The 25,871-nt window shown below is 70.8% G+C and carries 16 protein-coding genes and 1 pseudogene; 4 read left to right on the forward strand and 13 right to left on the reverse strand.

Annotation, left to right across the window (positions count from 1 at the left end; translation table 11 throughout):
• Positions 1-31: 31 nt before the first annotated feature.
• The 12 genes and pseudogenes from AB0M11_RS13235 to AB0M11_RS13290 all read right to left on the reverse strand — a co-directional run bounded on the left by AB0M11_RS13235 (position 32) and on the right by AB0M11_RS13290 (position 17,210).
• Complete coding sequence (locus AB0M11_RS13235) at positions 32-1,444, reverse strand: aldehyde dehydrogenase family protein (protein WP_365704578.1); 1,413 nt, start codon at positions 1,442-1,444, stop codon at positions 32-34.
• On the reverse strand, positions 1,441-2,319 hold the full coding sequence (locus tag AB0M11_RS13240) for an SDR family oxidoreductase (protein ID WP_365704579.1): 879 nt from the start codon (positions 2,317-2,319) through the stop codon (positions 1,441-1,443). The genes AB0M11_RS13235 and AB0M11_RS13240 overlap by 4 nt, the downstream gene beginning before the upstream one ends.
• Complete coding sequence (locus tag AB0M11_RS13245) at positions 2,316-3,665, reverse strand: NAD(P)-binding domain-containing protein (RefSeq protein WP_365704581.1); 1,350 nt, start codon at positions 3,663-3,665, stop codon at positions 2,316-2,318. Before AB0M11_RS13245 ends, AB0M11_RS13240 begins: the two co-directional genes overlap by 4 nt.
• Positions 3,666-4,025: 360 nt before the next feature.
• A complete protein-coding gene (locus tag AB0M11_RS13250) occupies positions 4,026-4,277 on the reverse strand; it encodes a hypothetical protein (RefSeq protein ID WP_365704584.1) in 252 nt (83 codons plus the stop codon).
• A 264-nt stretch (positions 4,278-4,541) separates the two neighbouring features.
• Complete coding sequence (locus AB0M11_RS13255; RefSeq protein ID WP_365704586.1) at positions 4,542-10,571, reverse strand: DNRLRE domain-containing protein; 6,030 nt, start codon at positions 10,569-10,571, stop codon at positions 4,542-4,544.
• 573 nt (positions 10,572-11,144) lie between these two features.
• Positions 11,145-11,399: pseudogene (locus AB0M11_RS13260) on the reverse strand (IS5/IS1182 family transposase); the annotation flags it as partial.
• Between the two features lie 243 nt (positions 11,400-11,642).
• Positions 11,643-12,395 carry an SDR family oxidoreductase gene (locus tag AB0M11_RS13265; protein WP_365704588.1) on the reverse strand — a complete coding sequence of 251 codons (753 nt, stop codon included), beginning with the start codon at positions 12,393-12,395 and terminating at the stop codon, positions 11,643-11,645.
• Positions 12,386-12,940, reverse strand: coding sequence for a DUF308 domain-containing protein (locus tag AB0M11_RS13270; RefSeq protein ID WP_365704592.1), 555 nt, complete (start codon positions 12,938-12,940; stop codon positions 12,386-12,388). Before AB0M11_RS13270 ends, AB0M11_RS13265 begins: the two co-directional genes overlap by 10 nt.
• Before the next feature lie 100 nt (positions 12,941-13,040).
• On the reverse strand, positions 13,041-14,372 hold the full coding sequence (locus tag AB0M11_RS13275) for a peroxidase (RefSeq protein ID WP_365704594.1): 1,332 nt from the start codon (positions 14,370-14,372) through the stop codon (positions 13,041-13,043).
• Entirely contained in the window at positions 14,359-14,886 is a 528-nt protein-coding gene (locus AB0M11_RS13280) for a hypothetical protein (RefSeq protein WP_365704596.1), read from the reverse strand. The genes AB0M11_RS13275 and AB0M11_RS13280 overlap by 14 nt, the downstream gene beginning before the upstream one ends.
• 73 nt (positions 14,887-14,959) lie before the next feature.
• Entirely contained in the window at positions 14,960-15,922 is a 963-nt protein-coding gene (locus AB0M11_RS13285; protein WP_365704598.1) for a catalase, read from the reverse strand.
• A 328-nt stretch (positions 15,923-16,250) separates the two neighbouring features.
• Positions 16,251-17,210, reverse strand: a complete 960-nt coding sequence (locus tag AB0M11_RS13290) for a helix-turn-helix domain-containing protein (RefSeq protein ID WP_365704600.1) — start codon at positions 17,208-17,210, stop codon at positions 16,251-16,253.
• A 195-nt stretch (positions 17,211-17,405) separates the two neighbouring features.
• Here AB0M11_RS13290 and AB0M11_RS13295 point away from each other — a divergent pair, with 195 nt between their 5' ends.
• Positions 17,406-18,380, forward strand: coding sequence for a helix-turn-helix domain-containing protein (locus AB0M11_RS13295; RefSeq protein ID WP_365704602.1), 975 nt, complete (start codon positions 17,406-17,408; stop codon positions 18,378-18,380).
• A 26-nt stretch (positions 18,381-18,406) separates the two neighbouring features.
• Positions 18,407-21,268, forward strand: a complete 2,862-nt coding sequence (locus tag AB0M11_RS13300) for an AAA family ATPase (protein ID WP_365704604.1) — start codon at positions 18,407-18,409, stop codon at positions 21,266-21,268.
• A 132-nt stretch (positions 21,269-21,400) separates the two neighbouring features.
• On the opposite strand, the gene AB0M11_RS13305 is transcribed toward AB0M11_RS13300, so the two are convergent.
• Positions 21,401-21,829 carry an ester cyclase gene (locus tag AB0M11_RS13305; RefSeq protein WP_365704606.1) on the reverse strand — a complete coding sequence of 143 codons (429 nt, stop codon included), beginning with the start codon at positions 21,827-21,829 and terminating at the stop codon, positions 21,401-21,403.
• Between the two features lie 157 nt (positions 21,830-21,986).
• Between AB0M11_RS13305 and AB0M11_RS13310 the strand changes: the two genes are divergently transcribed.
• Both AB0M11_RS13310 and AB0M11_RS13315 read left to right on the forward strand, forming a co-directional pair.
• The gene (locus AB0M11_RS13310; protein WP_365704608.1) at positions 21,987-24,872 is read left to right on the forward strand and encodes an AAA family ATPase; all 2,886 of its coding nucleotides are present in this window, start codon (positions 21,987-21,989) and stop codon (positions 24,870-24,872) included.
• A gap of 39 nt (positions 24,873-24,911) precedes the next feature.
• A complete protein-coding gene (locus tag AB0M11_RS13315) occupies positions 24,912-25,745 on the forward strand; it encodes an alpha/beta hydrolase (protein WP_365704610.1) in 834 nt (277 codons plus the stop codon).
• The last annotated feature ends 126 nt before the right edge of the window (positions 25,746-25,871 follow it).

Consider the following 25,871-nt stretch of genomic DNA (forward strand, 5'->3'; position numbering starts at 1 on the left):
TCCTGAGTCCTGATCCACACGAGGTCCTGGGTCAGCGGGTGCGGATCCAGACCGTCTTCTCCCGGGTCCACTGGTCGAAGGCGTTGGTGGACTTCTCCACACCACCGAATCCGGACTGCTTCCAGCCGCCGAAGGGGGTGGTGATGTCGCCCTCGCTGTAGGCGTTCACGGAGATCACACCGGCCTCGATGCCGCGTGCCAGCCGCAGCGCGCTGTCGAGGTCCCGGGTCCATACGGACGCGGCGAGCCCGTACTCGGTGGCGTTGGCCATGCGTACCGCCTCGTCCTCCGAGGTGAAGGTCTGGACGGTGACGACAGGGCCGAACAGTTCCCTGGCGAGGACGTCGCTGCCGTCGGGAGCGCCGGTGATCACGGTGGGCGGATAGTAGGCGCCGCGCGGAGGCAGCCCGTGGGGCAGTCCCCCGGTGTGGATCCGGGCCCCGCCCGCTCTGGCCGCGTCCACGGCTCCCGCGACCCGGTCGAAGGCGGCACGGTTGATCAGCGGTCCCAGCTGCGTGCGCGGGTCCGCCGGATCACCGATGACGAGTTCCCCCGCCGCGGCCGTGAACCGCTCCAGGACCTCCTGTGCGATGCCGCGGTGGACCAGGACACGTGAGCCGGCCGTGCAGTTCTGCCCCGTCGTCAGGAACGCGGCCTCGATCATGTGGTCGATCAGCTCGTCCCCGTGGTCGAGCGCGTCGGCCATCAGCACCTGGGGGCTCTTGCCGCCCATCTCCAGTGAGACCCGCTTGAAGTTGCTCTCGGCGGCGTCCTTGAGGATGCGGCGGCCGGTCGCGGTGGACCCGGTGAAGGAGAGCGCCCCCACAAGAGGGTCACGCGCGAGGGCCGCCCCGGCTTCCCGGCCGTATCCGGGCAGGACGGTGAGCACCCCGTCCGGCAGTCCTGCCTCGACGGCGAGCGCGGCCAGGTGCAGGGCCGAACGCGGGGTCGCCTCGGCCGGCTTGACCAGCAGACAGTTGCCCGCGGCCAGGGCGGGCCCGACCTTCCACGCGGTCATGGCCAGCGGGTAGTTCCACGGCAGGATCGCCGCGACCACCCCGACCGGCTCGCGGATCATGAGGCCCAGTCCGTCCGGGCTGCTCGGCGCGACACGGCCGAAGACCTTGTCGGCCGCCTCGGCGAACCAGCGGATCGACTCGATCGCGCCCGGAACGTCGCCCGTGCGGCACTCCGTGATCGGCTTGCCCGCGTCCTCACTGTCCAGACGGGCGAGGATCTCGGCGTCGCGTTCCATCAGGTCGGCCAGCCGCAACAGCACGGCACTGCGTTCGCGGGCCGGCAGCCGCGCCCACACCCCTGCCTCCACGACCTGCCGGGACCGCTCGGCGGCCTTGGCGACGTCGTCGGCGCTCGCGGCGGGCAGGGTGGTGACCGGCTCCCCGGTGGCGGGGTTGACGACATGCAGCATCCCGTTCGTGGTCATGCTTCCTCCACCAGCTCCCAGCGGCCGTCGGTCTGGCGGGCCAGTCCGCGGCTGCGGAGTTCCTCCAGATAACGGGCCACGCCGCGATCACCGCGCTTGCGGAACAGCGGGAAGACCTTGGGCAGCAGGTTCGGTGCGAGCATCGCGAACCGCACCAGACGGGACTCACCGGCCCGGGGATAGGCCTCCAGGCGGGGCTTGTCCAGCAGGCTCACCACGGCCGCGACGACGTCGGCGGGCTGCTGCGGGCGGTCCTGGAACTGCATGGAGTTCCCGCCGTCCACGGCCTCCTGACGCAGCATCCGGGTGTCGGTCGCCGACGGCAGCACCGAGCCGGCCAGGATGCCCTTGCTCCTGAGGTCGAGCCCGATGGCGAGCATCGCACCGCGCAGCCCGAACTTGGAAGCCGTGTAGATCGGGGTCTCGCCGAGGGGGAAGATCCCGCCGAGGGAGACGGTGGTGACCACCCGGGCATCCCGCGAGGCCTGCAGCAGGGGGATCGCGATCCTGGTCGTGATCAGCGGGGAGGTCAGGTTGAGGGTGATCTCCCGCTCGATGCTCTCGACGCTGCGGACGTCGAAGCGTTCGGCGCTGGTCATACCCACGTTGTTGACGAGGACATCGAGGCACCCGTAGGCATCGGCGACCAGCTCGAACAGCCGCTCCACCTGGGCGCGGTCCAGCAGATCGCAGCCGATCCCTTGGTGTCCGGCACCCGGAAGCCCGGCGGCGACCTTCTCGGCCCGGGTCTCGTCGATGTCGACGACGACGACCCGGGCGCCGCCGGAGGCGAAGCGGCGGCACAGCGCACTGCCGATGCCACCCGCGCCGCCGGTGACCAGCATGACCTTGTCGGTGAAGTCGAACCCGCTCATGCCGTCGCCTCCGCGCGGCGCGGGGACCGTGTCGACGACGGCGGCAGGCCCTCGGTACGCCAGCCCATCTCCCCCGCGACCCTGCCCAGGTACTTCACGAAGGCTCCGCTCTCGACGTAGCCGGTGTGGCGGGGCGATGCGACGAACTTCAGCCCGCCGGACAGATCCGGGCGGTCGGCGCGGATCATGCGGGCGAACCGCTCCGCGTTCGACGGCCGGTGCCGCGCGTCGTGGAGGTACCCGGCGATCAGCTGTGCCTGGGTGTCGAAGAGCCGGTACGCACCGGAGTTGGTCTCCACGAAGCCGACGCCGAACAGGCCCTGGTGCTCGCGCGAGAACGACGACAGGTAGAGGTCGGGGTGCTGCTCGTCGCCGAAGTACTGCTGCGCGACCGGCACTTTGTGGACGTACCCGGTGGCCAGCAGGACGAGATCGAAGTCGTCGCTCGTGCCGTCGGTGAAGTGCACCGTCCGGCCCTCGGTGCGCGCGATCCCGGGCTTGGCCGTGATGTCGCCGTGCTGGAGGTGGTGGATCAGCATCGAGTTGATGGCCGGATGGGTCTCGAACAGCTTGTGGTCCGGCTTCTGCAGCCCCAGCCGCGTCGGATCGCCGTTGATGACCCTCAGGAGGGCGCCGAAGACCCGCTGCGCCAGCCACATCGGCAGGTGCGGCCCGCTGTCGGCGATGGTGTCCACCGGTCGGCCGAACAGGTGCTTGGGGATGAACCAGTACCCGCGCCGCATGCTGATCACCGCGTGGTCCGCGGTGCGGGCCGCATCGCACGCGATGTCACACCCGGAGTTCCCCGCCCCCACGACGAGGACCCGTCTGCCCCTCAGCTCCTCCGCGCCGCGATAGCCGACGGTGTGCCGGACCTCCCCGCTGAACTCCCCCGGCAGCTCGGGGACGTTGGGGTGCCACTGCGAGCCCGTGCACACCACGACCTGCCCATGCACGCTCTCCCGGCCGTCGGACCGGGTGACCGTCCAGCTGCCGTCCGCGTTCTTCTCGACGCGTCCGACCTCGACGCCGAACTCGATGCGGTCCGTCAGCCCGTAGGCATCGGCGAAGGACCGCAGGTACGAGAGGATCTGCCGGTGCGGCGGGTAGTCCGCGAAGTGCTCGGGCATCGGGAAGCCGCCGAATCCCGACAGGGTCCTGCTGGAGATGAAATGGGCCGACTCGTACATCGGGCTTCCGGGATTGTCGATGTCCCAGATGCCGCCGGGCCCGGTGTGCCGTTCGAGATGCGTGTACGGCAGCCCTCGCTCCGCCAGAGCCCGCGCGACCGCCAGCCCGGCAGGTCCCGCCCCGATCACACACGTGTCCAACTGGCTTTCCTTCACGGGCCCGCCTCCTCGTTCGTCCCGCTTCACGGAGCGGGGTTGAAGGAAACGTATGCACCCGCCGTTCGGCGGAAACTGACTCGGGCGGCCACGGACCGGACCTCAGCGGCCGCGCCGCCACGGCATCCGTGTGCACGAAGGCTGACCTGTACGGCGTCGGCCGCGGTGGTCGCCACCGCCTACCTGCTCGGCGTCAGCACCCGACGGGGCGAGAAGCTCACCGAGTCCCGCCCCTTGGACCAGGGACCTCACGCGTTGGTCCGGGTCGACGCCATCGGCGCGGTCCTGCCCGGCGCAAGCCGGCAGCGGTGCCGCACGCATGACGCCCGCAACGGACGTGCCCCGCTGCGGGTCGACCACTCACCGTTTGGAGTCACGCCGGAGACCGGTTCTGGCAATCCAGATGAGTACGGCCGCCGCAATAACCTGAAGCCCGAGGGAAAAGACGGTGGCGTGACCAATCGGATAGATCCGGGGAACCAGCACTCCCGCTCCGGCCACCACTATCAGAACAGGAATCCAGAGAGGATCACGCGAGCCTTTGAGCTGCCACACGGCCGCACCTGCGGAAAATATTTCCACCAGCGCCAACGCAATCTGCAGGTAGGTCATTGGAACTTTCCATCCACAATCGAGCACCGACCCTTGATACTGGCGGATCGACAGCAAGCCAGGCTTTCGAGTTGACTGTGCAGCAACTCGGGATCTCACGACAATGACATCTACTTTTCGAACTGCTTTCTGCTCCTGAGAATCCTGGCGGCGAGCTGTACCCATGCATCTGCCGCCGGGAGGTACGGGTCCCGAGTGCGCGGAGGGGGGCGTGCGGATCACGCTCCCCTCCGTTTCACTGGGACTGGCACCGAGTGTTGCTAGCTAGTCGTACTTGTGGTCGTTCCAGTAGCCGGTGATGGTGTAGTCACCGAAGAAGTTGATCCAGACCTTGAGTCGTGGCTGATCGGCGTACAGCGTCCAGTTCGCTGTCTTGTACTGAACCTTCCCGTGGTAGTAACGCCAGTAGCGACTGTAGTGGTAGTCGTACCGCCAATAGGCTTCCTCAACGTAGACGCCTGCCATGAAGGTGGCCTCCAGCGTCTGGAAGACGGCGCGGATGTGGGCGGGCATCGAGCTGTAGAGAGAGGGTTGCCAGCCAGTGATATGGCTGTAGCGCCCTTCGTAGTACCACGGCGTGGTGGCGTTGCTGCACTGGCTTCCGGTGCGGTTGTCGCCGCACACGATCATGCGACCGTCGAGGTCGAATTTGTTGACCGGGTCTTGGGCGGCGTAGTCGTAGGAATTCGCGCTGCCACCGGGAAGCGGGTCAGTGCTGAGGAAGCGTCCATTGATGGGGTTGTAGAGGCGGGCGCCCATCAGGATGTCGCCGGTGGGTGTTTCGGCGGAGCGTTCCTTGGCGCCGAGCCAACCGTAGCGAGGACCGCTGGTGCTGGCTACGGGATTGCCGTACTCGTCTGCGGCCATGACAGCAACGGCCGTGTTCGCGTCGTTGGTGGGCAGGGTCATGGTGACGTCGCCGTGCAGGTTTGTGAGCTGCAGGATGACGTCGCCGTTGCTGGAGCTGTAGGTCGCCCCCAGCACCCCGCCGAGGTCAGGCACGTTCCTCGTGTAAGCGCCGGTGGAGGTGTCCTCTACAGTCCATGCGGGGCGGTCTGAGGGTCCGTCGTAGTGGCTGGTCTTGGAGGCGGTTTGGGTCCAGGTGCCGGAGGAGTTGGACTCGTTGGTGTATGCGCGGAAGCGTCCGGCGGGGTCGAGTTGCCACGTGGTGCGCCGACTGCCACTGGTCTGCTGATAGACGAGGTCGTTGACGTAGTAGGCGGTGGTGGTGCTGCCGGGCTCGCTGGTGGTGCGGCCGAAGGCGTCGTAGGTGTATCCGTTGTCAACCAGGCGGTCGGCGGTGTCGTAGGTGTGGGTGGTCGTGGTGCCTCCGCTGGCCGGGCAGCTGGGGGTGGTGCCGTCGGTGGTGGTGGCGCCGGTGGCGGTGGTCAGGCTCTTGCGATTGGTGTCCTGGTCGAAGGCATAGGTGCGTGCGGTGCAGTTCTGCGCCTGGCCCTGGATGACGGTTTCGTTGGTGTGGGTGAGTCTGCCGTCGTTGTCGTAGGCGTAGGTGTCATTGAGGCCGAGACCACCGGAGGTGGACAGGGCTCGGTTGACTTCCTGTCCGGCAGCGGAGTGGCCTGCCTGGTCGGAAAGCAGGACGTTGCCGGAGGCGCTGGTGTAGGTGCGTGCGGTGTTCTGGCCGGCCTCGTCCATGGTCGCGGACAGGGTGATCGAGCCGGGGAGAGTCTCGGTGGCCAAGGTGCCGTTCGCGTCGTAAGTGGCTCTGAACGTTCCAGTGTTGGAGTCGGTCTCGGAGGTCACCACACCGCGCGGGTCCTTCGAGGTGTCGTAGGTGTAGGTCAGGGTTGACGGCGCGGAGTCGCTGACCTGAATGGGTCGGTTGAGGCTGTCGTACTGGGTGTTGGCGACGTTGCCGTCGGCGTCGGTATAGGACATCTCACGGCCGAGCTGGTCATAAGCCTGGGCGACGGCCTTCCCGTCGGGAGTCGATGCCCTGGACGTCAGCCCGGTGCTGGAGGAGTAGGAGATGGTGGTGTGCTGAACCGCCTGGCCAGTACCGCCGGAGACCGCGATCTGGATCGGGCGGTCGGCGTTGTCGTATGCGGTTGTGGTGGTCCGGGTGACGCCGTTGGCCGTTTCCGTGACCTGGTTGGGCATCCCGGTGGCGGTGTAGGTGGTTGTGGTGGTGACTCGCTGGGCCGGGTTGGAGCCGCCGCCGGTGATGCCGGCCGCAGGGGCGGTCCGGCAGATCATGTCAGCCCACTCGGGGTGGCCGCCGCAGGGCGCTGCACCGCTGGCGGTGTAGTAGATCGTCGTGGTTGTTGCGGCGTCCGAGCCGTTCGATGCGGGCTGGGAACTTGCGGTGATCTGGCCTGCCGTGTTGTACGCGGTGAGGGTGGTGATGGCCAGACCGGACGGGTCGGTGACGGTCTTGGTCGGCTTTCCAAGAGTCCAGTCGTAGTAGGTCTTGCTGGTACGAGTGTCCGCGTCCGAGGCGTACCCGGTGAGGGCTGCACCGATCACCGCCGTGGTGACCTGGTTCGAGACCTTCGCGGAGCCGTCGGTGGGCCGGTTCTCGTCGAAGGTGTTGTGCGTGTGGGTGCGTGCGGCCACCACGGAGCCGGCTGGCAGGGCCGCCGACGTGCCGGAGGCTGCCAGTGCGTGCTCCAGGGTGATCTGGTGCAGCGGCCCGTAGGTGTCCTTCTCCTGCTGGTCGGTGCTGTCGTAGACGTGCTGGGTGAACAGCTCGGTCGCCCGCTGCGCGGAGGTCATCGACGCCAGGCCCAGCGTATTGAGTTCGCCGTTGGAGCCTGCGGCCAGCGCCAGTTCGCGGTTGGCCGCAGTGAGTTCCCGAATGATGTTGCCCGAGGTGTCATACTCCGTGGTCGCGATGTGGCCGCCTGGCTGGGCTGTGTTGACCTCGCGTCCGTTGACGTCCAGGTAGTGAACCGTGGCACGGCTGTAGTCGCCGCTGGCCAGGTTTCCACTGCCTGTGTTGGACGCGGGCACTTGGTCGGCCGGGAAGATGGCCGTGGCATCGGTGGGCTTGTCGCTCTGCGCCCAGGTGGCAACGTCGCCCCCGCCCATGGCGTAGGGGCCTGCGGCGCCTGTGGTCAGCGGTACGTCGTAGACCACGCTGGTGGTGGCGGTGCCGTTGGTGGTGGAGGCCGAACCCGGTGTGAGGGTGGCACGACTGACACTGAGCAGGCGTCCGGCGTTGGTGTCCCCGTCCGTGCCTGCGGTGCCGTAGGCGAAGTTCCAGGGCAACTGCCCGGGTGGGGTCAGTGTGATGATCCGGCCGGCCGAGTCATAGCTGTAGGCCGTGACCAGGTTCGGGCTGATGCGCGGGTCCCACTCCTCGCGGAGCATGCCGTTGGTGTCGTAGGCGTATTGGGCGACGACCGTGGCGGTCTCGTTGCCGGTGGCCGGGTCCGTCGCCCATCGGGTGACGGTCGCGACACGACCGGCGTAGTTGCCGAACGTGCCCATAGCGGTGCCGGTCGCAGTGGTGGTGGCGGCGTAGTCGAACTGCAAGGCCCGGCAGCCCGTCGCCGGGGTGCTCGGGGTCAGGCAGGAGCCGGTGAGGTCCGAGATCGCCGAGGTCGGCGCCACCATCCGGGCCAGGCGCACCGAGGTGGTGCCACCGGAGGTGACGGTGTCGAACCGGTAGCGGGTGGCGTTTCCCGAGCCGGTCGGGGTCGTGGAGGAAATCGTCCACACACCGGCAGCCGCGGCGGACTTGGTGAATATGGTGACCGTGCCGTCGGTGTCGGTGAGTGTGTAATGGTCGGCCGAGGAGTCGTAGGCGAGTGAATAGTCCTCCGCGCCGGGCTCAGGGCTCCAGGATCCATCGCCGTTCTTGGTGAACGCCACTTCGCTGCCGTCGGAGGTGACGAGCTGGACGGCGGTGGAGGTCACCGGCCGGATCTCGGTGTAACCGTTGGAAGCTACCTGGGAGAGTTCACCGAGGGTCCACTGCGGGCCGAACGGGGCCACCTGTCCGGTCGGCGCGCCGCCGGAGGGATTGCGGGAGGAGGCGGTGCGAGTCAGCGCCAGACCGAGCCCGGAGGTGTCGTTGCCGGAGATGGTGAAATCGCCGGTGGACAGGTTCACCGAACCCGGTCCCACCTGCTCGGTCGCAGCATCGGTGGATTTCCGGTCCAGGGTGAAGGGGACCGCCGAGGAGTCGTAGGTGCCGCTGGACGAGTCGGTGAAGTGCCCGCGGACCTGCACCGAGCCGTCGTCCCCCAAGGTGGCGGCGGCATCCCACACGAGGTCCGGGGAAACACCGTTCGACATGGTCACCGGCCAGGACGAGAGCGCCTTACCGCCGGTGGTGACGTGTGCGACGGGGATGTTGGTCCAGCTGTCCGCTCCGGCACGGCGGTACTGCAGCGTCACGGATTGAGCGGTGGAGGGTCCGGCCGCGGTCAGTGTCGCCCTTCGCGCACTTCGGTCGCCGTCCTTCGGAGAGGTGATGGCGCCGGCGCCCGCGTCGAAGTGGTAGGTGGCCGCGTCTGACAGGTTGCCTGCAAGGTCCCGGGTGTAGACGGTCAGCGTGTGCGGGCCGTCGGAGTCCGGGGTCACATGGGCGGTCACGGCCGCGCCGGTGGTGGCCACGAAGGTCTGCTGACCGGAGTCGAGCTGCCACACGACTCCAGCGGTGTCAGTACCGCTGGAAGGCGGTGTGAGGGTGAAGTCGCCACTCTGACCCGCGCCCTTGGCCCAGCCGCCGGAGGGATAGTCGGTGGAGGCGGCGGCGGGAACGCCGGGTCTGGTCGTGTCGACGGTGAAAACGAGTCCGCTGGGCACGGTCTGACGGGCCCACAGTGACCCGTCGTAGCCCCACGGCCAGGCCGTGTAGGTGTGCCCGCCCACGAGCTTCCCGCTGGGTACGGAGGCACTGGAGGTACCGCCGGAGGCGGTCCAGGAGCCGTTCAGATTGGAGATGATCTGGGTGTTGGCGCCGCCGGTGGTGTCGTAGACGTTCCACTGTGCCATCACGTTGCCGCCGTCGGCATCGGTAACCGTCGCCTGCAGCTGCGGGGTGGCCGTGTTGGTGTACAGCGTGGTGGTCGTCCCCGAGACAGAGGAAACGCCAGGCGCAACCGTGGGCGCTGAGGTCATGGGGTAGGAGTTGTACGTCACCGACAGGTAGGGCACATTACTGGCCGCGTTGGCGGAATAGAACCGCTTCCAGGAGCTGGAGTCCGTCTCATCCGTGGCCCGGAGCCCGATGTTGGCGTACGTGTAGCCGTGATCCCCGGCGTATTGCAGGAACGAACTGGGGTCGATGGACACCCAGCCCGCCGGAACGGACCCGCAGTCGGACGGATAGCCCTTGGTCTGCGTCGTGGTGGCGTACTTCGTCGTCCACGACGGCTGGTTGGACCACACCGTGGAGGTGGAAGCAGCGCCGGTCTGCCACAGCTCCCACGAGTTCTGGACGCAGTCGGCGGACCAGTACTCGTAGAGGTTCAACGAGGAGGACAGAACATGGGCGTTGACCAGCTGTGAGACCGGGAACTGCAGGAAGGAGCGGGCGACGTCGGTACCCGCGTCGTAGGTGCCCAGCTTGAGGTCCGTGGACGTGTACTCCGCGGTGGAGTCGGTGTTCTCCACAAAGGTGTCCAGCACGCTGGACAGACTGGTGGAGGGATCGACGGTGACCGGGTAACGCGTCTTGGGGCTGGCAAGGAACTTTGCGTCCGGGGTCAGGGTGAGGTCAACCGTGTCACCGGACTGAGACATGGTCATCTTCACCCGGGCACGGTGGGTGTGCTCCAACGACTTCGCGTCGACCTTGGCGTCCCACATGACCGGTGCCGGTATGGTGCCCGCGACCTTGCCGTGGGAGTCGGTGAACGCGATCGAGCCGTTCTTCGCCTGCTTGGCGGTCAGACCCTTGGCGCTGATCGGGATGACGACCTGGTAGCCGGCCGAGGGCCTGGCGCGCAGGACGACATTCTCCTCGAACCCGGTCCGCGTGGCCTGCACCGTCACATCCGTGCCCGGAGAGACATTCGCGTAGGTGGCCGTGCTCCCCTTCAGCCTCGGCTTGGGCAGGGTCCCTTTCCAGCCGACCGCCACGCGGTGCACGCCGGTGCCCTCCGCGGCCAAGGCCGCCTTCCTGCCTCCCGCGGCAAGGACCAGACCCTGCGGCTCCGCCTTGGGAACCACGCCACCGTCGGAAGCGGCGTGCAAGGTGGTGTCCACATCTACCCACGCGCCGCCCCGCTTGAAGCGGATCGGCGCGGCGTAGGACTCAGTGGTGAGAGTGCCCTTCGGGTTCGCCCACGTCGTCGACTGGGCGGTCCGCTCGTCCAGCACCTCGACCTTACGGTTGCGCAGCCGCGCTGTGGCGATTGCCGACGCCAGATCGGGTGCCGTCAGAGGACCGACAGACCGGGCCGCTCTGGACGGGGCCGTACTGGCGGTCTCATGCCGCGCGGGAACAGCAAGCGCCTGACCGGCCGATGACACGATCACCGCTGCCTCAACAGCCATGAGCAGGGCCAAAGCGCCCGCTGTTGGCCTGATTCGCCCTGGCGATGACCCGCTGTCCGGCCGTCTTCGAAGGCCCACAACACGATCGCTCCGCACAGAAGCACCCCCCTCTTTCCGTACCCGGACGCAAGATCGTCCGGAGCCGGAGGTGAGTATCGATCCGCAGGGCGATGCACACCAGATCGCACGGTCGCCGGTGGTGCAAAGCGATCACCAAGTCAAGCTCAACACTTCGACAGGCGTGTACTTCCTTTGTGTTTGAAGATCCACATCTGTCCCACGAGATCGCTACCCACCGTGAGATTCAGTGGTCTGCCCTCGATGAGAATCGGCTACCAGATCGTTATATCGATACGCGTGCTGACTCCACGCCCCCCACGAAGACACGACAGGCCTACTCGTGAAGGCCAGGAAATGCTCTGCTCTGCGCTCGTAGCGGCGGTGCGGTCGGCGGCATCCGGCGAGCCAGGACATCGTGCTTCCCGATCTGCGTCGTCGGGGACCGCGCCGGAAGCAGACCGGCGGTATGCCCTTCCCCAGCGGGATCAGCGCCTGGCCGTCGTGCAGGTTCGCCCCGGAGATTCCGGCGGACATGGGCAGACCCGGCCCTTCGGTGATCAGGTGGATCTTAGAGCCGTACCTGCCCCGGTCGACTTCAGCGCCCGCATGGGCGGCCAGCCGAAGACGACCGAGCAGACGGCGCACGTGCGGCCGGAGACGGTGAGCCGGGAGGCGGGACGCGAGGTCGGCCGATCCCATCGGAGCACCAGCTGTGCCACGACGACTTCAAGGGCCTCGACGCCCTGCTGACCGTCGTGCCCGTCACCCGCCCCAAGCTGCCGGCCGACCGGTAGGCCCTGTTCCAGGGCAGCGCCGTCGTCCTGTGTGCCTCCCTCAGCGCGCGACCCGGGTCGCCTGCGATCGCCGTACGCGCAGCTCGGCGATGTACGCCTCGTAGTCCGCGGCCTTCTGCTGGAAGCGGACCGGTGTGGTCGGGTGGGTGTAGATCATGAAACGTTCGTCGCGGAGGGCCTGGATCACGGTTTCCGCCACTGCCTCGACGGTGATCGCGTTGCCCAGCAGATACGGAGCCGCGTCGAGGATCGGGGTACGGACCGCCTCCGGGCAGATCACCGAGGTGCGGATGCCCCGGTCGGCGTAGGTGAAGGCAAGCCATTCGGCCAACCCCACCGCCGCGTGCTTGGCGGCCGCGTAGCCGGGGCTGGTGAGTTCGGTGAGCAGCCCGGAGGCCGAAGCCGTGTTGAGCAGATAGCCCTCGCCCCGCTCCAGCATGTGCGGCAGGACGTGCCGGGCCGCCCAGACGTGACTCATCACGTTGACGGCGAACACCTTGTCCCAGACGCCCTGGGGGGTCATCGGGTCCATTTCGTGGCCGATCCCGGCGTTGGAGCAGAACAGGTCGATGCGGCCCTCGTGGGCGAGAACGTCGGCGACAAGCCGTTCGATGTCGGCTTCCTTGCTGACGTCGGCCTGGACGTACCGGAGTCCGGCGGTCCCGGCCGGGGTCTGCGCCGCGAGGTCGGAGACGACCACCCGCGCCCCCTCGGCCGCGAACCGGGTCGCGAGGCCCTGACCGATGCCACTGGCGCCGCCGGTCACGACGACGGTCCTTCCGTTCACGTCCACTGCGGGCTTCCTTCGTCCTGGTTCCGGTCGGGCTGTGTACGGGGGGCGGTGTGCGCGGCCGTCACCAGGGCGGAGACGCCGTAGACGATCGCGTAGAAGCCGAAGAGGGTGGCGAGGGTGAGAACGCCGACATCGGGACGGACGGCGAGGACGACACCGAAGGCCAGGGTGGCCAGGCCGCTCAGGATCCACATCGCGCGGTTGCCTGCGGGCGCGCCGCGCCGGAAGCCGAAGCCGACCTCGAACAGACCGGCGACGACCGCCCAGATCGCGATCCACACGGCGAGCGCCAGAGCGGTGATGCCGGGCCAGACGAGCGCGGTCACTCCGGCGGTGAGCGAGACGAACGCCAGCAGGAGACGGCCGACGACGGGGCCGGCGCGGTCACCGCGGAACGCGACGGCGGCGTCGTTCCCGGCGCTCATGAAACAGTTCACGGCGAACAGGATCACCAGGGCGCCGACGGTGATGCCTGGCCAGACGACCGCGATCAGGCCGAGGACGACGGCCACGAGGCCTCTCCAGGCGTAGGGGGAGGACCACACGTTTCTTCTCCTCGTGGCTTCATGAGTGGGTTCATGAGTGGGTTCATGAGTGGGTTCATGACTGGATTCGTGACCGGGCTCGCGGACGGACCGACGGATCTCACCAGCGGCCGTCGGCCAGGTACTGCAGGCCGTTGACGCCGGGCAGGAAGACGTGTTCGCCGCCCTTGGTCACGACGAACGCGGGCAGCCCGCGCAGGCGGCGCCGCACCGGCTTCGCCGCGTAGCTGAAGTCGGCGCCGGTGACGTGGTTGCCCGCGAGCGGGTCCTGGTCGGCGCCGGCCGAGATGAAGTCGCCGTCGTTGACCCACTGGGACTGGACGAACTCGAACTGCCGGGCCGGGTCGGCGTTGGCGAAGGCCAGGACCACGCCCCGGTCGACGCCGTCGTCCTCCAGGACGCCCTCGGGGAGCATCGGCCCGTAGGCGGCCCCCCGGCGCAGGAGCTGGTGGAGGCGGACGTCGACGATGGTGTCCTGGAGCGCGTCCCGCGGGTTGACCCGGCGGATGTGGGAGGCGATCGGGGTCCGCAGACCGCGCGGGTCGTCGTCGTGGTAGGCGAAGTCGTTGAGCCGCTCGGGCTCCACGGTCACGTCCTTCTCCGGCGACAGGGCCAGCGGGCAGCCGCTGCGCCAGCGGCCGGCCATCTTCGCGGCGAGCAGTTCGGCGCCGTACTCGTCCTCGGACCGTGCCGTCAGGAAGCGGCGGAACTCCGCGACCTTCTGGTGGAGTTTGCGGATGGACAGGTACGTGCCGTTGCGCCACAGCGCCTCGGGGCCCGGCCCGGTGGCGGTCCGGCCCAGTTCGTTGACGTAGCCGAGGACGAACTCCCCCGGTTTCGCGACGCTCTGGCCGCGCCTCGGGGTGCCACCCTGGCCCTCGATGTACGGGCGGCTGATGCCGTCGGCGTACCCGAAGTGCTCGCGCAGGTTGTCCGGGGTGCGGATGTCGAGACGGCTCACCCGGCGCACGGAGGGCAGGTCCTCCTGGGCGCCGTGGCCGATCGCCAGCTTCTCGGCGAACGCGGTCTCGTCCGGGGCCATCAGCAGCACCCCTATGTCGAAGGAGCCGTGCTCGGGCAGGTCCCAGTGCGCCGGGTCGCTCTCGCCGACGTCGCCCAGGAACTCCTTGCGGGTGCGCATCGGTTCGCGCAGCTCGCGGGGAAAGCCGTCGAGGATCTCCTGCGGCAGCCCGATGCGGGCCAGACCCGGGTGGGTGAGGACGACGTTGAGCCAGGCGTCCCCGGCCGGGTGCTCCCAGCCGGCGGCCGTGGTCACGTGGGGCAGCAGCCGGCGCAGCATGGCGCGGCCCTCGGCGGCGTCGCCGACCTCGTACAGCAGGTAGGAACCGAAGTAGGGCAGCGGCCGTTCGCGGAGGACGGTGCCCTGGATCCGGTCCAGATCCAGGGCACCGACGGCGTCAGTTGGCCGCATCGAGAACCTCGGAGAGGGCGTCGTTCAGACGCTTCATGCGCTTCACGTCGTGGACACTGCTGTCCGAGGTGGCGTGGAAGTACAGGTCCGCCGAGTACGAGCGGGAGATCACCAGCTCCGGGGTGCCCGGGTCGTCGTAGCCGTTGTAGCCCTCGACGATCTCGCCGAAGATCTCGTCCAGCCAGGGCTGGGCGCGGCCGATGTCGGCGAGGTAGGGCTTGAAGTCGCCGTCGTAGACGAGGGTGATGAGCATCCGGGTGTCGTTGTCGAAGAGCAGGATGCGGAAGTTGTCGACCGTGCCGACCTTCGTCTCCCAGTAACCGGCCTGCGCCTGGATGCTCGCCACCCGCTCGCGGAAGATCTTGCCCCCGTTCGGGGTCAGCGGCGTGATGATGGTCAGCTCGCCCTTCTTGCCGATGCGCCGGCCCGGGCCGTCGGGCTGGTCGCTGATGGGCTGGGCGTGCGCGTAGCGCTCGTCGGTGCCGTCGATGGCCGGGGTGGTGGTGTCGGTCATGGCGTGCTTCTCCTCGAAGGCTGTTCTCAGGCGTGACAGGTGGATGGTCCGGGTCACTTTTTTCATGGGCGTGTCACTCGTAGTGCTTGGCGAACGGGCAGGTGTGCCAGCCGCCGGTCCGGTAGGCCGCGGAGACCTCGTAGACCCCGCGGCGGGCCTGGAGGATGGGGTCGTCGTTGAGCTCGATGCCGTCGGTGACCTTGGTCGGGTCGTGGTTCATCACGGGGTCGCCGAGCTCTTCGGGTGTGACGGGAGCGGTGATCTGGAGGGTGCCGACGGTGACCCGCTCCCGGTCCTCGGGCCACAGGGCGGTCGGGTCGTCGAGGGGGTCGCCGTCCTGGCCGATCTCCAGGACCAGGTCGAAGCCGACCGGGCCGGTCGCCAGCCGCTCGTCGAACTCGTCCAGGAGGACCTCGCGGGACATCGCCGCCAGCTCCTCGACGGGCCGGCCCTCGACCCCGGCCCGCGGGATCCAGTGGCAGCGGACGTTGGTGAGGACGTCGTCCTCGTCGAGGAAGCGGAAGACGTGCACGGCGTGGAACTCGCTGTGCGCGAAGCTGGTCGGGGCCAGCGAGGCGGCGCGCATCTGCAGGACGTCCGCGACCTCGGGGTGTTTCGCCAGGAAGGGCCGCAGGGCCGCCTTGTCCAGCGGGCCACCGGGCTCCGGGGGCGCGGCCAGCGCGATGGCTTCGAGGAGGTCCTCGGGGCGGCGGGCGGGGAAGAGGAGCTGGCTGAGCATCACCAGGTTGGTGGTGCGCCCGTTGGGCAGGTAGAAGCGGGTGGCCATGCCGACGGTGGCGCCGAACGGCGCGTCCGGGCGGCCGCCGCCCTTGGAGAAGCGCACCGAGGCCGGGATCAGGTCGCCCTGGAGGTGGGCGGCGCGGGTGTAGTTGCGGGCGGCCGGCAGGGCGCGGAAGGCGCCGCGGTAGATCCGGCCGTCGGCGTGCAGGGCACGGTATCCGGGATGGAAGCCGAAGACTTCGTGGGCTCCGTCGACCAGGGCTTCCGCGTGGTCGTACTGGCTGAGTTGCGCCATGGGTACCTTCCGATGTCGCTGGGAACGCCCTCATCGTGGGCCGCGACGAGGGCCGTCCGGATGCGTCAAATGACGATGAGCCGCGACGGCTCCGCCGCGGTCCGGCATCGTCGGATGACCGAGGCGGGCGGGGTGCGGACCGGGGAGGATGGGACGTGTCGGAGAGCGCCTCGCGCCGCGGCCCGCGGGCGGATACGCGTTTCGGGGCGTGCGGCCGGTCCGGCTCTGGTACGGCGAGCGGTGGGACGGCGGCGCGACGGAGCACGTACCGCGAGTCCGGCACTCGCACAGCGAACGGAGGCGGACGCTCCTTCAGCCGGACGCCCCTTCAGCCCGTGTGCGGCCGGTCCCGGTACTCGCGTGGGGTCATGCCGTACGCCTCCTTGAAGGACCGGCCGAACCGGGAGGCGTCGGTGAAGCCCCAGCGGTGGGCCACGGCGGCGATGGTGTCGCGACGGGCCCCGGGCGCGGCCAGCTCCCGGCGGGCCCCGTCGAGGCGCTGCCGGCGGATCCACTCGCCGGGGCTGACGCCCTCGCGGGCGAGTACGGCGTAGAGGTGGCGCAGGGAGATGTGGTGGGCCTTCGCCACCGCGCCCGGGGTGAGGTCACGATCGGTCAGATGGCGGCGCAGGTACTCCAGGATGCGCGGGCCGAGGGTCTCCTCGCGGGCCGCGCGGGCCGCCACCTCAAGATCACAGGCGTCGGCGATCACGGCCCGGACCATCTCCAGGGTGGTCGCGGCCAGGTGCTCCGCCGCCGGGCCGGTGTGCAGGTCGGGGGCGGCCGCCAGCCGGGAGAGGTAGGAGGCGCCGAGAGCCGCGACCGAGTCACCCTCGCCGAGCACACGCGCGGTGACGTCGCCGAGCACGGCGTCCGGCAGGCCCAGTTCGGCCACCGGTATCCGGAAGAAGTGCGTGTCCACCCCGCCGTCGAAGAGCAGGGTGTACGGACGGCGGGTGTCGTAGAAGCCGAGGGTGCCGGGGCGGATGGTGGCGGCTCTGCCGTCCTGGACGACGCTGCTGGTGCCGACGCGCTGGAGGCCGAGGAAGAGGCAGGGTTCCCAGTCGGCCGCGGCCAGCCGCAGGGACCGTTCGACGGTCGCCGGGTTGGCCCGGACGGTGCTGAGCTGGACGCGTCCGATGCCGGTGATCGACACCTCGCAGTGCACGTCCTCGGGCCGTTCGGGCAGCGCGATGTGCACCGGTACGACGCGGTCCCGGATCGTCTGTCGTATCGCCTCGGCCCGGTCGTCGACGGTGTACGTCGAGGTGCTCCACTGCGTCTTCATGCGTTCCGGGGAGCGTAACCGACCCCGGTGGCCCGCGGGCAGGCCCGTGTGCGCGGCTGGGGAGCCGGTGTGCACGGTACGCAGACGGCCGTGCACGCAACGCCGGTTCCGGTGCCGTGCCGGGCGCCTATTCTCGGGACGGGCCGCGCCTGCCGCGGCCGGCGTCGACCGTTCGAGCAGCCCAGAGGACCGATCATGACGGCCGTGACCTTCGACGTGGGGGACCTGGCCCCGGTGGACCGGGCCGAGGCGCTCCGCGCCGCCGTCGGCCCCTCGGTCCTGTGGGTGGACGTCGACCACCACGCCGCCGGCCCCATCGCGGCGCGGGGTCTGATCCGCCAGGTCGGAGGGCTCACCCAGTTCTCCGCCCGGACCACTCCCCTGACCGTCCGGCGCACCCCGCGGCAGACCCGGGACGGCTCCGAGACGCGGCTGATCCTGGCCGTTCAGCGGTCGGGCACCGCCACGGTCGTACAGAACGGCCGTGAGGCCGTCGTCCGCCCCGGCGACATGGTCCTGGTGGACAGCGCGCGGCCCTTCACCGCGGTCAACGCGAGCGGTACCCACCACCACTACTTCTGTCTGCCGCGTGCCGGTCTCGCCCTGCCCGACCGGTTGCTCGGGCGGATCACGGCGACCCGGCTCGGGCCGGCCAATCCGGTGGCCGCCCTGGCGGCGGCCCATCTCTCGCGGCTGGCCGACTCGCGCGCGCTGCCGGAAAGTCCCGCCGCACAGCAGCTGGACCGGTCGACCGTCGAACTGGTCCGGGCGGTGATCGCCACCCACCTGGGTGCGGCGGACCTGGCCCGGGGTCCGCTGGAGGACACGCTGGCGCTGCGGATCATGGAGCATGTACGGCGCCGGATCGACGATCCGGCGCTGAGCGCGGCGCGGATCGCCGGGGAGTTCGGCCTCTCCGTCCGGCGCCTGTACGCCGTCCTCGCCCGCTCGGACATCGAACTGGGCAAGTGGATCCGCGCCCGTCGGCTGGAGGCGTGCCGCGCCGACCTCGCCGACCCGCACAAGCTCCGGCAGACGGTCGCCTCCGTGGCCCGCGGTCACGGCTTCACCGACGCCAGTCACTTCGGGCGGCTGTTCAAGGAGACCTACGGCATCCCGCCGGGCGAATGGCGCGCGCGGAGCCGTCCGGCCGACGGCACCCGGGCCTGAACGGCCGGGCAGGCGGAAGGAGTCCCATGTCTGCCGACATCTTTCATGACGTCAATCGCGATCTGTCCCCGTCCGGCGCCCGGTTCCTCGGCCGTACCGCCGAACTGGCCGCTGTGCGGGACGTCGTCGGGCGGGCGGACGGCGGCGACGGCGGGGTGCTGGCGGTGCGCGGTGAGCCCGGCGTCGGCAAGACGTCGCTGTTGCGGACCGCGGTGGCCGTGGCCGGCTCCGCCCGGGTGAGCCACATCGCGGCGATCGAGTCCGAGTCGGACCTGCAGTACGCCGGACTGCACCTGCTGCTGTCGCCGTTCATGGCCGGTCTGCCCGCCCTGCCCGAGCCGCAGCGCCGGGCGATCAGCACCGCGTTCGGCCTGGAGTCCGGTCCCGCGCCGCAGCGTTTCTTGGTGGGCCTCGCCGCGCTGGGTCTGCTGACGGAGGCGGCGGCCGGGCAGACCGTCGTATGCGTCGTGGACGACGCCCAGTGGCTGGACCGGGAGTCCGCGGACGCCCTCGCCTTCGTCGCCCGCCGCGCCGGAGCCGGCCGTATCGCCCTGCTGTTCGGCATCCGCGACCCCGAGGGCGACGGCGGCCCGGTCTTCGCCGGGCTGCCGGAGTTCCGCCTGGAGGGGCTCCCGGCGGACGTCGCCAGAGACCTGATCAGCGGTGCGCACATCGACGACCGGGTCGCCGAGCGGCTGGTCGCGGGCACCCGCGGCAATCCGCTGGCCCTGCTGGAACTGGCCCGGGAACTGTCGGCCGAGCAGTTGACGGGCGCGGCGGCGCTCCCGGACCCGCTGCCCGTGGGCCGGCGTCTCGAAGAGGTCTTCCGGCGCCGGGTGGCAGCGGTCCCGGCCGCCACCCGGACTCTGCTCCTGGTGGCCGCCGCCGAGACCTCCGGGAACGCCCACCTCGTGTGGCGGGCCGCGGGCCGGCTGGGTGCCGGGCGGGCGGCGGCCGTGGTGGCCGAGGAGCGGGGGTTCCTGGTGCTGGGGCAGCGGGTCGGGTTCCGGCATCCGCTGCTGCGCTCGGCGGTGTACCACGGTGCGTCGGCCGAGGAGCGCCGGCTGGCCCACGAGGCACTGGCCGCCGAAGAGGGCGACCCGGACCGCGGGATCTGGCACCGGGCGCTGGCCGCGGTCCACCCCGACGAGGACCTCGCCCATGACCTGGAACAGGCGGCGCGGCGGGCGGTGGACCATGGCGGCTACTCCGCCTCGGCGCGGCTGCTGGGCCGGGCCGTGGAGCTGACCACGGACGAGGCGCGCCGACCCGGCAGACTGCTGGCGGCGGCGCGGGCGACCCTGGAGACCGGCAACCCGGTCGCCGCCGAGGCCCTGCTCCGGCGGGTCGCCCCGCTGCCCGGGGCCGGGTCCGGGTCCGGACGGGCGGAACGGCTGCGGCTGCTGGCCGCGATCCGGTTCGCCCAGGGGCAGGTACGGGAGACGGTCCCGCTGCTGCTGAAGGCGGCGGAACTGCTGCTGCCGGACGACGAACGGGCCGCCCGGGACACGCTGTTCCAGGCGCTGGAGGCGGCCACCTGGACCGGCAAGGCCGACATGACGGCGGTGGCGCGGGCCGTACGCGCGCTGACACCCGCCGCCCCGGACTCCGCCCACCCGGATTCCGCCCACCCGGACTCCGCCTCTCCGACCGACCTGATCAGCGCCGCGCTGACCGCCCGGCTGCTCGACGGTCCCGAGGCCGCCTACCCCCTCTACCGGCGTTGTGTGCGGAGCCTGCTCGGCAGCGAGGATCTGCGCGGTTTCAACCTGGGCAGTGTGCTCGCCGGTGAGATGTGGGACCTGGAGGGCCTGCTGGCGCTCACCTCGCGCTGGGTCGAGCTGGCCAGGACCCGGGGCGCGCATGGCGCCCTGGCGCTGGCGCTGCTGCTGCGGGCCATACCCGAACTGTGGCGCGGCAACTTCACGGCGGCGGCGGAGTTCGGCCGGGCCGCGGCCGACCTGTCCGATCTGACGACACGGCAGCAGGGTCGTACGGGCGGCGGTGTCGAGTTGCTGTACTGCGTGACCGGCCCCGAGCAGGCCGCGCGGGAGGCGGCCGGGGCCCACATCCGGGAGGCGACGGCTGCGGGCCGGGAACACTACGGCGCCCTCGTCCCGCACCTGGCCCTGTGCCAGTTGGAGGTGGCGCTGGGCGACTACCCGGCCGCGCTGACCCACGGCCGGCGGGTGTTCGCCGCCGACACCCCTGGGCCGACCAGCGTGAACGTCCTCCCGGAACTGGTCGAGGCGGCCCAGCGGTCCGGGGACCCGGAGACCGCGCGGGCCGCCCTGGCCCGGCTGCACACCGTCGCGACCGCCAGCGGCACCCCCGTCGCCCTGGGCCTGCTGGCCCGCTCGCGGGCATTGGTCGCGGACGACGACGAGGCCGAGAAGCTGTACCTGGAGGCGATCGAGCACCTGGAGGCGTCCGCGGCCCGGCCGCAGACGGCCCGCGCGCACCTCGTCTACGGCGAGTGGCTGCGCAGGCGGCGAAGGCGGCGGGAGGCGCGGGACAGTCTGCGGACCGCTCTCGCCCTGTTCGAGGCCATCGGCGCCGAGTTCTACATCCGGCGCGCCCGGACCGAACTGGCCGCCACGGGCGCGCGGTTGCGGCACCGCCCGGTGGAGTCCGCCGTCCCTCTCACTCCGCAGGAAGCGCGGATCGCCCGGCTGGCCGCCGCGGGCGTGCCGAACCGGGACATCGCGGCGCAGTTGTTCCTCAGCCCCAGCACCGTCGAGTACCACCTGCGCAAGACCTTCCGGAAGCTGGGCGTGACGGCCCGAGGGCAACTGCGGGACGCGCTGGCGGCGCTCGTGGATGGGGGTGACGGGGGTGACGGGGCTGATCGGGACGATGCAGCAGGCGCCGGGGCCCGGGGGCGGTAGGAGGGGCGGACTGTGGGTCTCAAGGATGCGGCGGCCCCGGCCCGGGACCTACGGTGACGGCACATGCCTTGCTCCGGCTTGCTCCGGCTTCAACCGACGAGGGGATCACCATGGGCGTTACGGGCCCGCCGTTCACGACCCGATACCCAGGGCCCGCCGTAGGGACTCCTGGTCGATGAACTCGTACTGCTCGACGATCGCCCCGGCCCGCCAGCGGCAGACCGTGGTGAACGCGACGTCGAAGGTGCGGCCGGTCGCCGCCGCCTCGGTCCCGTCGGGGAGCCGTACCGGCCGCGTCACACGTCCGCGCAACCGGGCGACGGTGCAGGTCTGGTCACCGTGTCCGAACGCGGCCACGTAGGGCTGGGTGACCACGTGGTTCTCCGGGAAGAGGGTGCAGAACTCCCGTGCCCGGACGACGTGTTCGGCCCGTCCGTGCGGGTCTTCGTCACCGGCCGCCCAGGCCGTCAGGTCCGGGGCGAGGAGCGCTTCGTACGCATCCCAGTCGCGTTCGTTCCACGCGTCGTCGATGGCCCGCATCCGGGTCAGGTTGGAGATCATCTCGGCGCCCTGCCGCCTTTCGTAGCCGCTCCGGTGTACCGGGACCGGCGCACCGGGAGCCATTCCAGGGCCCGGCGACCGCGTCGGGCCATACGTCACCTGACGGTCCGTCCGCCGTCGCCTTCCCGGCGGCCACTGAGCATGGTGAGGAGCCCTCATGTCCATCGAGCAGTCGTCCGCGCCCGGGGGCGTGGACGGGGATGCGGTCGGGCTCCTGGGGCGATCGGCGGACCTGGAGTTCTTCGCGGGTCTGCGTCGGCGGCTGACGGACGGAGGCGCGGGGACGGCTGTCCTGCTGGAGGGCCCGGCCGGCGTGGGGAAGACCGCACTGCTGGAGGCCGCCGCGAGCGGCGCACGGGCCTCGGGATTCCGCGTGCTGCGTTTCGCCGGCGTGGAGTCCGAGGTCACGCTGGCCTACTCCGGTCTGCACCAGCTGCTCTTCGGCATGCGTGACGGCTTCGACCGGCTGCCGCCGGGGCAGCGCGCGGTACTGGAGGGGGTCCTCGGCAGCTCGGTGGCCCAGGCGCCGCCGGACCGTTTCGCGGCCTCCGTCGCCGTACTCGAAGTCCTGCGGCGCACGGCGGAGGACGGCCCGGTCCTCGTCGTGATCGACGACGTCCAGTGGCTCGACCGGGCTAGCGGCGACGTCCTGGAGTTCGTGGCGCGCCGACTGTCCGGGCTACCGGTGGACCTGCTGGTCGCGGCCAGGGCGGGCCATGCGCACGCGCTCGACCGGCACGGACTGCTGCGCCGGCGGGTCGAGACGCTGGACGAGCGGTCCGCCGCCGCCCTGCTTCGGGCTGCTCACCCCGGGCTGGCCGCGCCCGCCTGCGAACGGCTGCTCCAAGAGGCCGCGGGCAATCCCTTGGCGCTGCTGGAGCTTCCCGCCTTGCTCACCCGGGAGCAGATCACCGGTACCGCCCCGCTGCCGCTGTCCCTGCCCGTGGACGACCGACTGGAGGCGCTCTTCGCTCCGCGACTCCGTGAACTGCCCGCGGTCACCTTGGAGTTGCTGCTGGTCGCCGCGCTGGAGGGGACCGGCGGGCTACGCACGATCTGGGCGGCGTATCCGGGCGGGATGGAAGAGGCCGACGCCGCGCTCCTGGCCGCCGAGGAGGCGGGCCTGGTGCGGGTGGACGCTCGGGCCGGCCGGCTGGTCTTCCGGCATCCGCTGGTCCGCTCGGCCGTCGTGCGCACCTGCCGGCCCGGTCAACGGCGGGCGGCGCACCGAGCTCTGGCCAAAGCGCTGGAACGGGACCCGGAACGCCGGATCGGGCACCTGATCGCCGCCTCCCTGGGGCCCGAGGAGCAGCTCGCGGCCGATCTGGAGCAGGCGGGGCAGGCGGCCCTCAGGCGCGGCAGCGCCGCCCTCGCGACGACCGCGCTGCGCCGGGCCGCGGAGCTCAGCCCGGAGTCGGCCGAACGCAGCCGACGGTTGGCGCACGCGGCGTACGCAGCAGCCCAGTCCGGCGCCCTCGACGTCACCGCGGTCCTCGTCGATGACGGGTACGGGGACCGGGCCTCGCCCCAGGACACCGCGCGCGCCACCCTGGCCAGGGTGTACGCGCTGCTGGAGACGGACGGGGACGCGACGGCCGCCCACCGGCTGCTGACCGGTGTGATCGACGGACTGCTCGCCGCCGGTACGGACAGTGCCGAGACGGGTGGTGCCGGCCGGCAGCCGTCGCTCGCCGCGGTCCGCGAGGTCGTCGGCGAACTGCAGTTCCTGCTCACGCTGGTGGCGTTCTACGCCCAGCGGACCGATCTGTGGCCGGAGGTGCTGGAACGCTGCCAGGACGCCCCCGACCAGGTGCGGCTCTACTGCCTGGCCTTCGACGCCCCGCAGAAGCGGGCCCCGGAGGTCCGGCAGCGGATCCGGCGGGCGTTCGCCGCCCTCCCGCCCGACGCGGGCCCCCGGCCGGTCACCCAGCTCTCGATGCTCAGCGTCTACTTCGACGAGGCCTCCGAGTACCGCGAGCACTGGATGCGGGTCGCCCGGCGCTCCCGGGAGGGCGGCACCTTCGTGCAGTGGTCCTACGGCACCATCCTCCTCGGTCACGAGGCCTTCTTCGCCGGCCGTTTCACCGAGGCAGAGGCGCTGGCCCGGGAGGGCCTGGCGATGGCCGAGGAACTGGGGCACCGCCTCGCGGGATTCCGGCTTGCCTCCCAGCTCGCCCTGGTGGCGGCCGTCCGGGGCGACGCCGAGACCGTCGGCACGCTCACCCGCACCATCCTCGCCTGGAGCGAACCGCGCCGGCTGGGTCTGCTCCAGGTGTCCGCCCGGCAGGCCCGCGCGCTGCTCGCCCTGGGGCAGAGGGACTACGAGACGGCGTACCGCGACTGCGTGCTGGTCAGTCCGCCCGGTACCCTCCCCCCGCTCAACCCGCGCGCGATCTGGTCGGTGTACGACCTGGTGGAGGCGGCCGTGTACACGGGCAGGACCGCCGAGGCACGCGTCCACGTCGCGATGGCGCGGAGCGCCTGTCTCGGTGAACTCTCGCCGCGCCTGGCGCTGTTGACGCACGCGGCGGCGGCCCTCGCCGGTCCGGTGGAGACGGCCGAGGCCGGATTCCGGCGGGCGCTGGCGGTCGCCGACGTCCACGCCCCCTTCGACCGGGCCCGGGTCCAGCTCGCCTTCGGCCGCTGGCTGCGCGCCCACGGCCGCGACCCGGAGGCCGCCCGCGAGCACCTGACGGCCGCCCTGCACACGCTGGAGGAGCTGGGCGCCGCGCCCTGGGCCGCCGCGGCCGGTACGGAGCTCGCCGCCCTGGCGCCGCCGGCGGAGCCGGAACCGCTCGACACGGAAGGCCTGCTGACACCCCAGGAACTCCAGATCGCCGACCTGGCGGCCACCGGGCTCAGCAACAAGGAGATAGGCGCCCGGCTGTACATCTCCCCGCGCACGGTCAGCACCCACCTGTACAACATCTTCCCCAAGCTGGGCATCCGCTCCCGCGCGGCGCTGCGCGACGCCCTCGGGGCCCAGGCACGGGCGGCACACGGCGACGGACACGTCGAATACGTCGACGGACCCGTCATCTGACGGTCGCGACCCGCGTCCCGCGCTTCCTAGCCTGCCGCCATGTCCGCACACGATGAACAGCAGATCCAAGCCGCCAACGACTCCGGCAGGACACCCGTGGTCTTCGTCCACGGGCTGTGGCTGCTGCCCAGCAGTTGGGACCGCTGGGTGGAGTACTTCGACCACGCGGGTTACGCCGCCGTCTCGCTCTCCTGGCCCGACGACCCGGACACCGTGGCGGAGGCGAACAGCCACCCCGAGGTGTTCGCCGGCAAGACCGTAGGGCAGGTCGCCGACCACCTGGCGGACCTGATCGGCCGCCTCGACCGCAGGCCGGCCGTCATCGGCCACTCCTTCGGCGGCCTGCTCACCCAGATCCTCGCCGGCCGCGGCCTCTCCGCCGCGTCGGTCGCCATCGACCCGGCCCCCTTCCGCGGCGTCCTGCCCCTGCCCGTCTCCGCGCTCCGCTCGTCCGCGCCGGTACTGAGCAACCCGGCCAACCGGCACCGCGCGGTCCCGCTCACCTTCGAACAGTTCCGCTACGCCTTCGCCAACGCGGTCAGCGAGGAGGAGGCGAAGGAACTCTTCGAGACGTTCGCCGTCCCGGCACCCGGCGCCCCGATCTTCCAGGCCGCCACCGCCAACCTCAACCCCTGGACGGAGGCGAAGGTCGACACCGGGAACCCCGACCGCGGCCCGCTGCTGATCATCTCCGGCGAGAAGGACCACACCGTCCCGTGGGCCATCGCCAACGCCTCCTACAAACAACAGCTGCACAACCCCGGCGTCACCGAGATCACCGAGATACCGAACCGGGGCCACGCCCTCACCATCGACGGCGGCTGGCAGGAAGTCGCCGAAACGGCCCTGACGTTCGTCCGCCGCTTCGCCTGACCAGATCCGGGCCGCCGCCACCACCCCGAGGGTGTGGGCGGGGGCCCCGCCCCCCCCCCCCCCCGGGGGGGGGGGGGGGGCCCCCCCGGCCCCCACGGCCCCACGGCCCCACAGCCCCACAGCCCA

Source organism: Streptomyces sp. NPDC051987 (genome assembly GCF_040680735.1).
GTDB lineage: Bacteria > Actinomycetota > Actinomycetes > Streptomycetales > Streptomycetaceae > Streptomyces.

Bases quoted from the DNA above. Each gene is read 5' to 3' on its own strand.
- AB0M11_RS13250 (WP_365704584.1), bottom strand. From the start codon at position 4,277: ATGACCTACCTGCAGATTGCGTTGGCGCTGGTGGAAATATTTTCCGCA.
- AB0M11_RS13275 (WP_365704594.1), bottom strand. From the start codon at position 14,372: ATGCGGCCAACTGACGCCGTCGGTGCCCTGGATCTGGACCGGATCCAG.
- AB0M11_RS13285 (WP_365704598.1), bottom strand. From the start codon at position 15,922: ATGGCGCAACTCAGCCAGTACGACCACGCGGAAGCCCTGGTCGACGGA.
- AB0M11_RS13300 (WP_365704604.1), top strand. From the start codon at position 18,407: ATGTCTGCCGACATCTTTCATGACGTCAATCGCGATCTGTCCCCGTCC.
- AB0M11_RS13290 (WP_365704600.1), bottom strand. From the start codon at position 17,210: ATGAAGACGCAGTGGAGCACCTCGACGTACACCGTCGACGACCGGGCC.
- AB0M11_RS13295 (WP_365704602.1), top strand. From the start codon at position 17,406: ATGACGGCCGTGACCTTCGACGTGGGGGACCTGGCCCCGGTGGACCGG.
- AB0M11_RS13305 (WP_365704606.1), bottom strand. From the start codon at position 21,829: ATGATCTCCAACCTGACCCGGATGCGGGCCATCGACGACGCGTGGAAC.
- AB0M11_RS13315 (WP_365704610.1), top strand. From the start codon at position 24,912: ATGTCCGCACACGATGAACAGCAGATCCAAGCCGCCAACGACTCCGGC.
- AB0M11_RS13235 (WP_365704578.1), bottom strand. From the start codon at position 1,444: ATGACCACGAACGGGATGCTGCATGTCGTCAACCCCGCCACCGGGGAG.
- AB0M11_RS13240 (WP_365704579.1), bottom strand. From the start codon at position 2,319: ATGAGCGGGTTCGACTTCACCGACAAGGTCATGCTGGTCACCGGCGGC.
- AB0M11_RS13310 (WP_365704608.1), top strand. From the start codon at position 21,987: ATGTCCATCGAGCAGTCGTCCGCGCCCGGGGGCGTGGACGGGGATGCG.
- AB0M11_RS13280 (WP_365704596.1), bottom strand. From the start codon at position 14,886: ATGACCGACACCACCACCCCGGCCATCGACGGCACCGACGAGCGCTAC.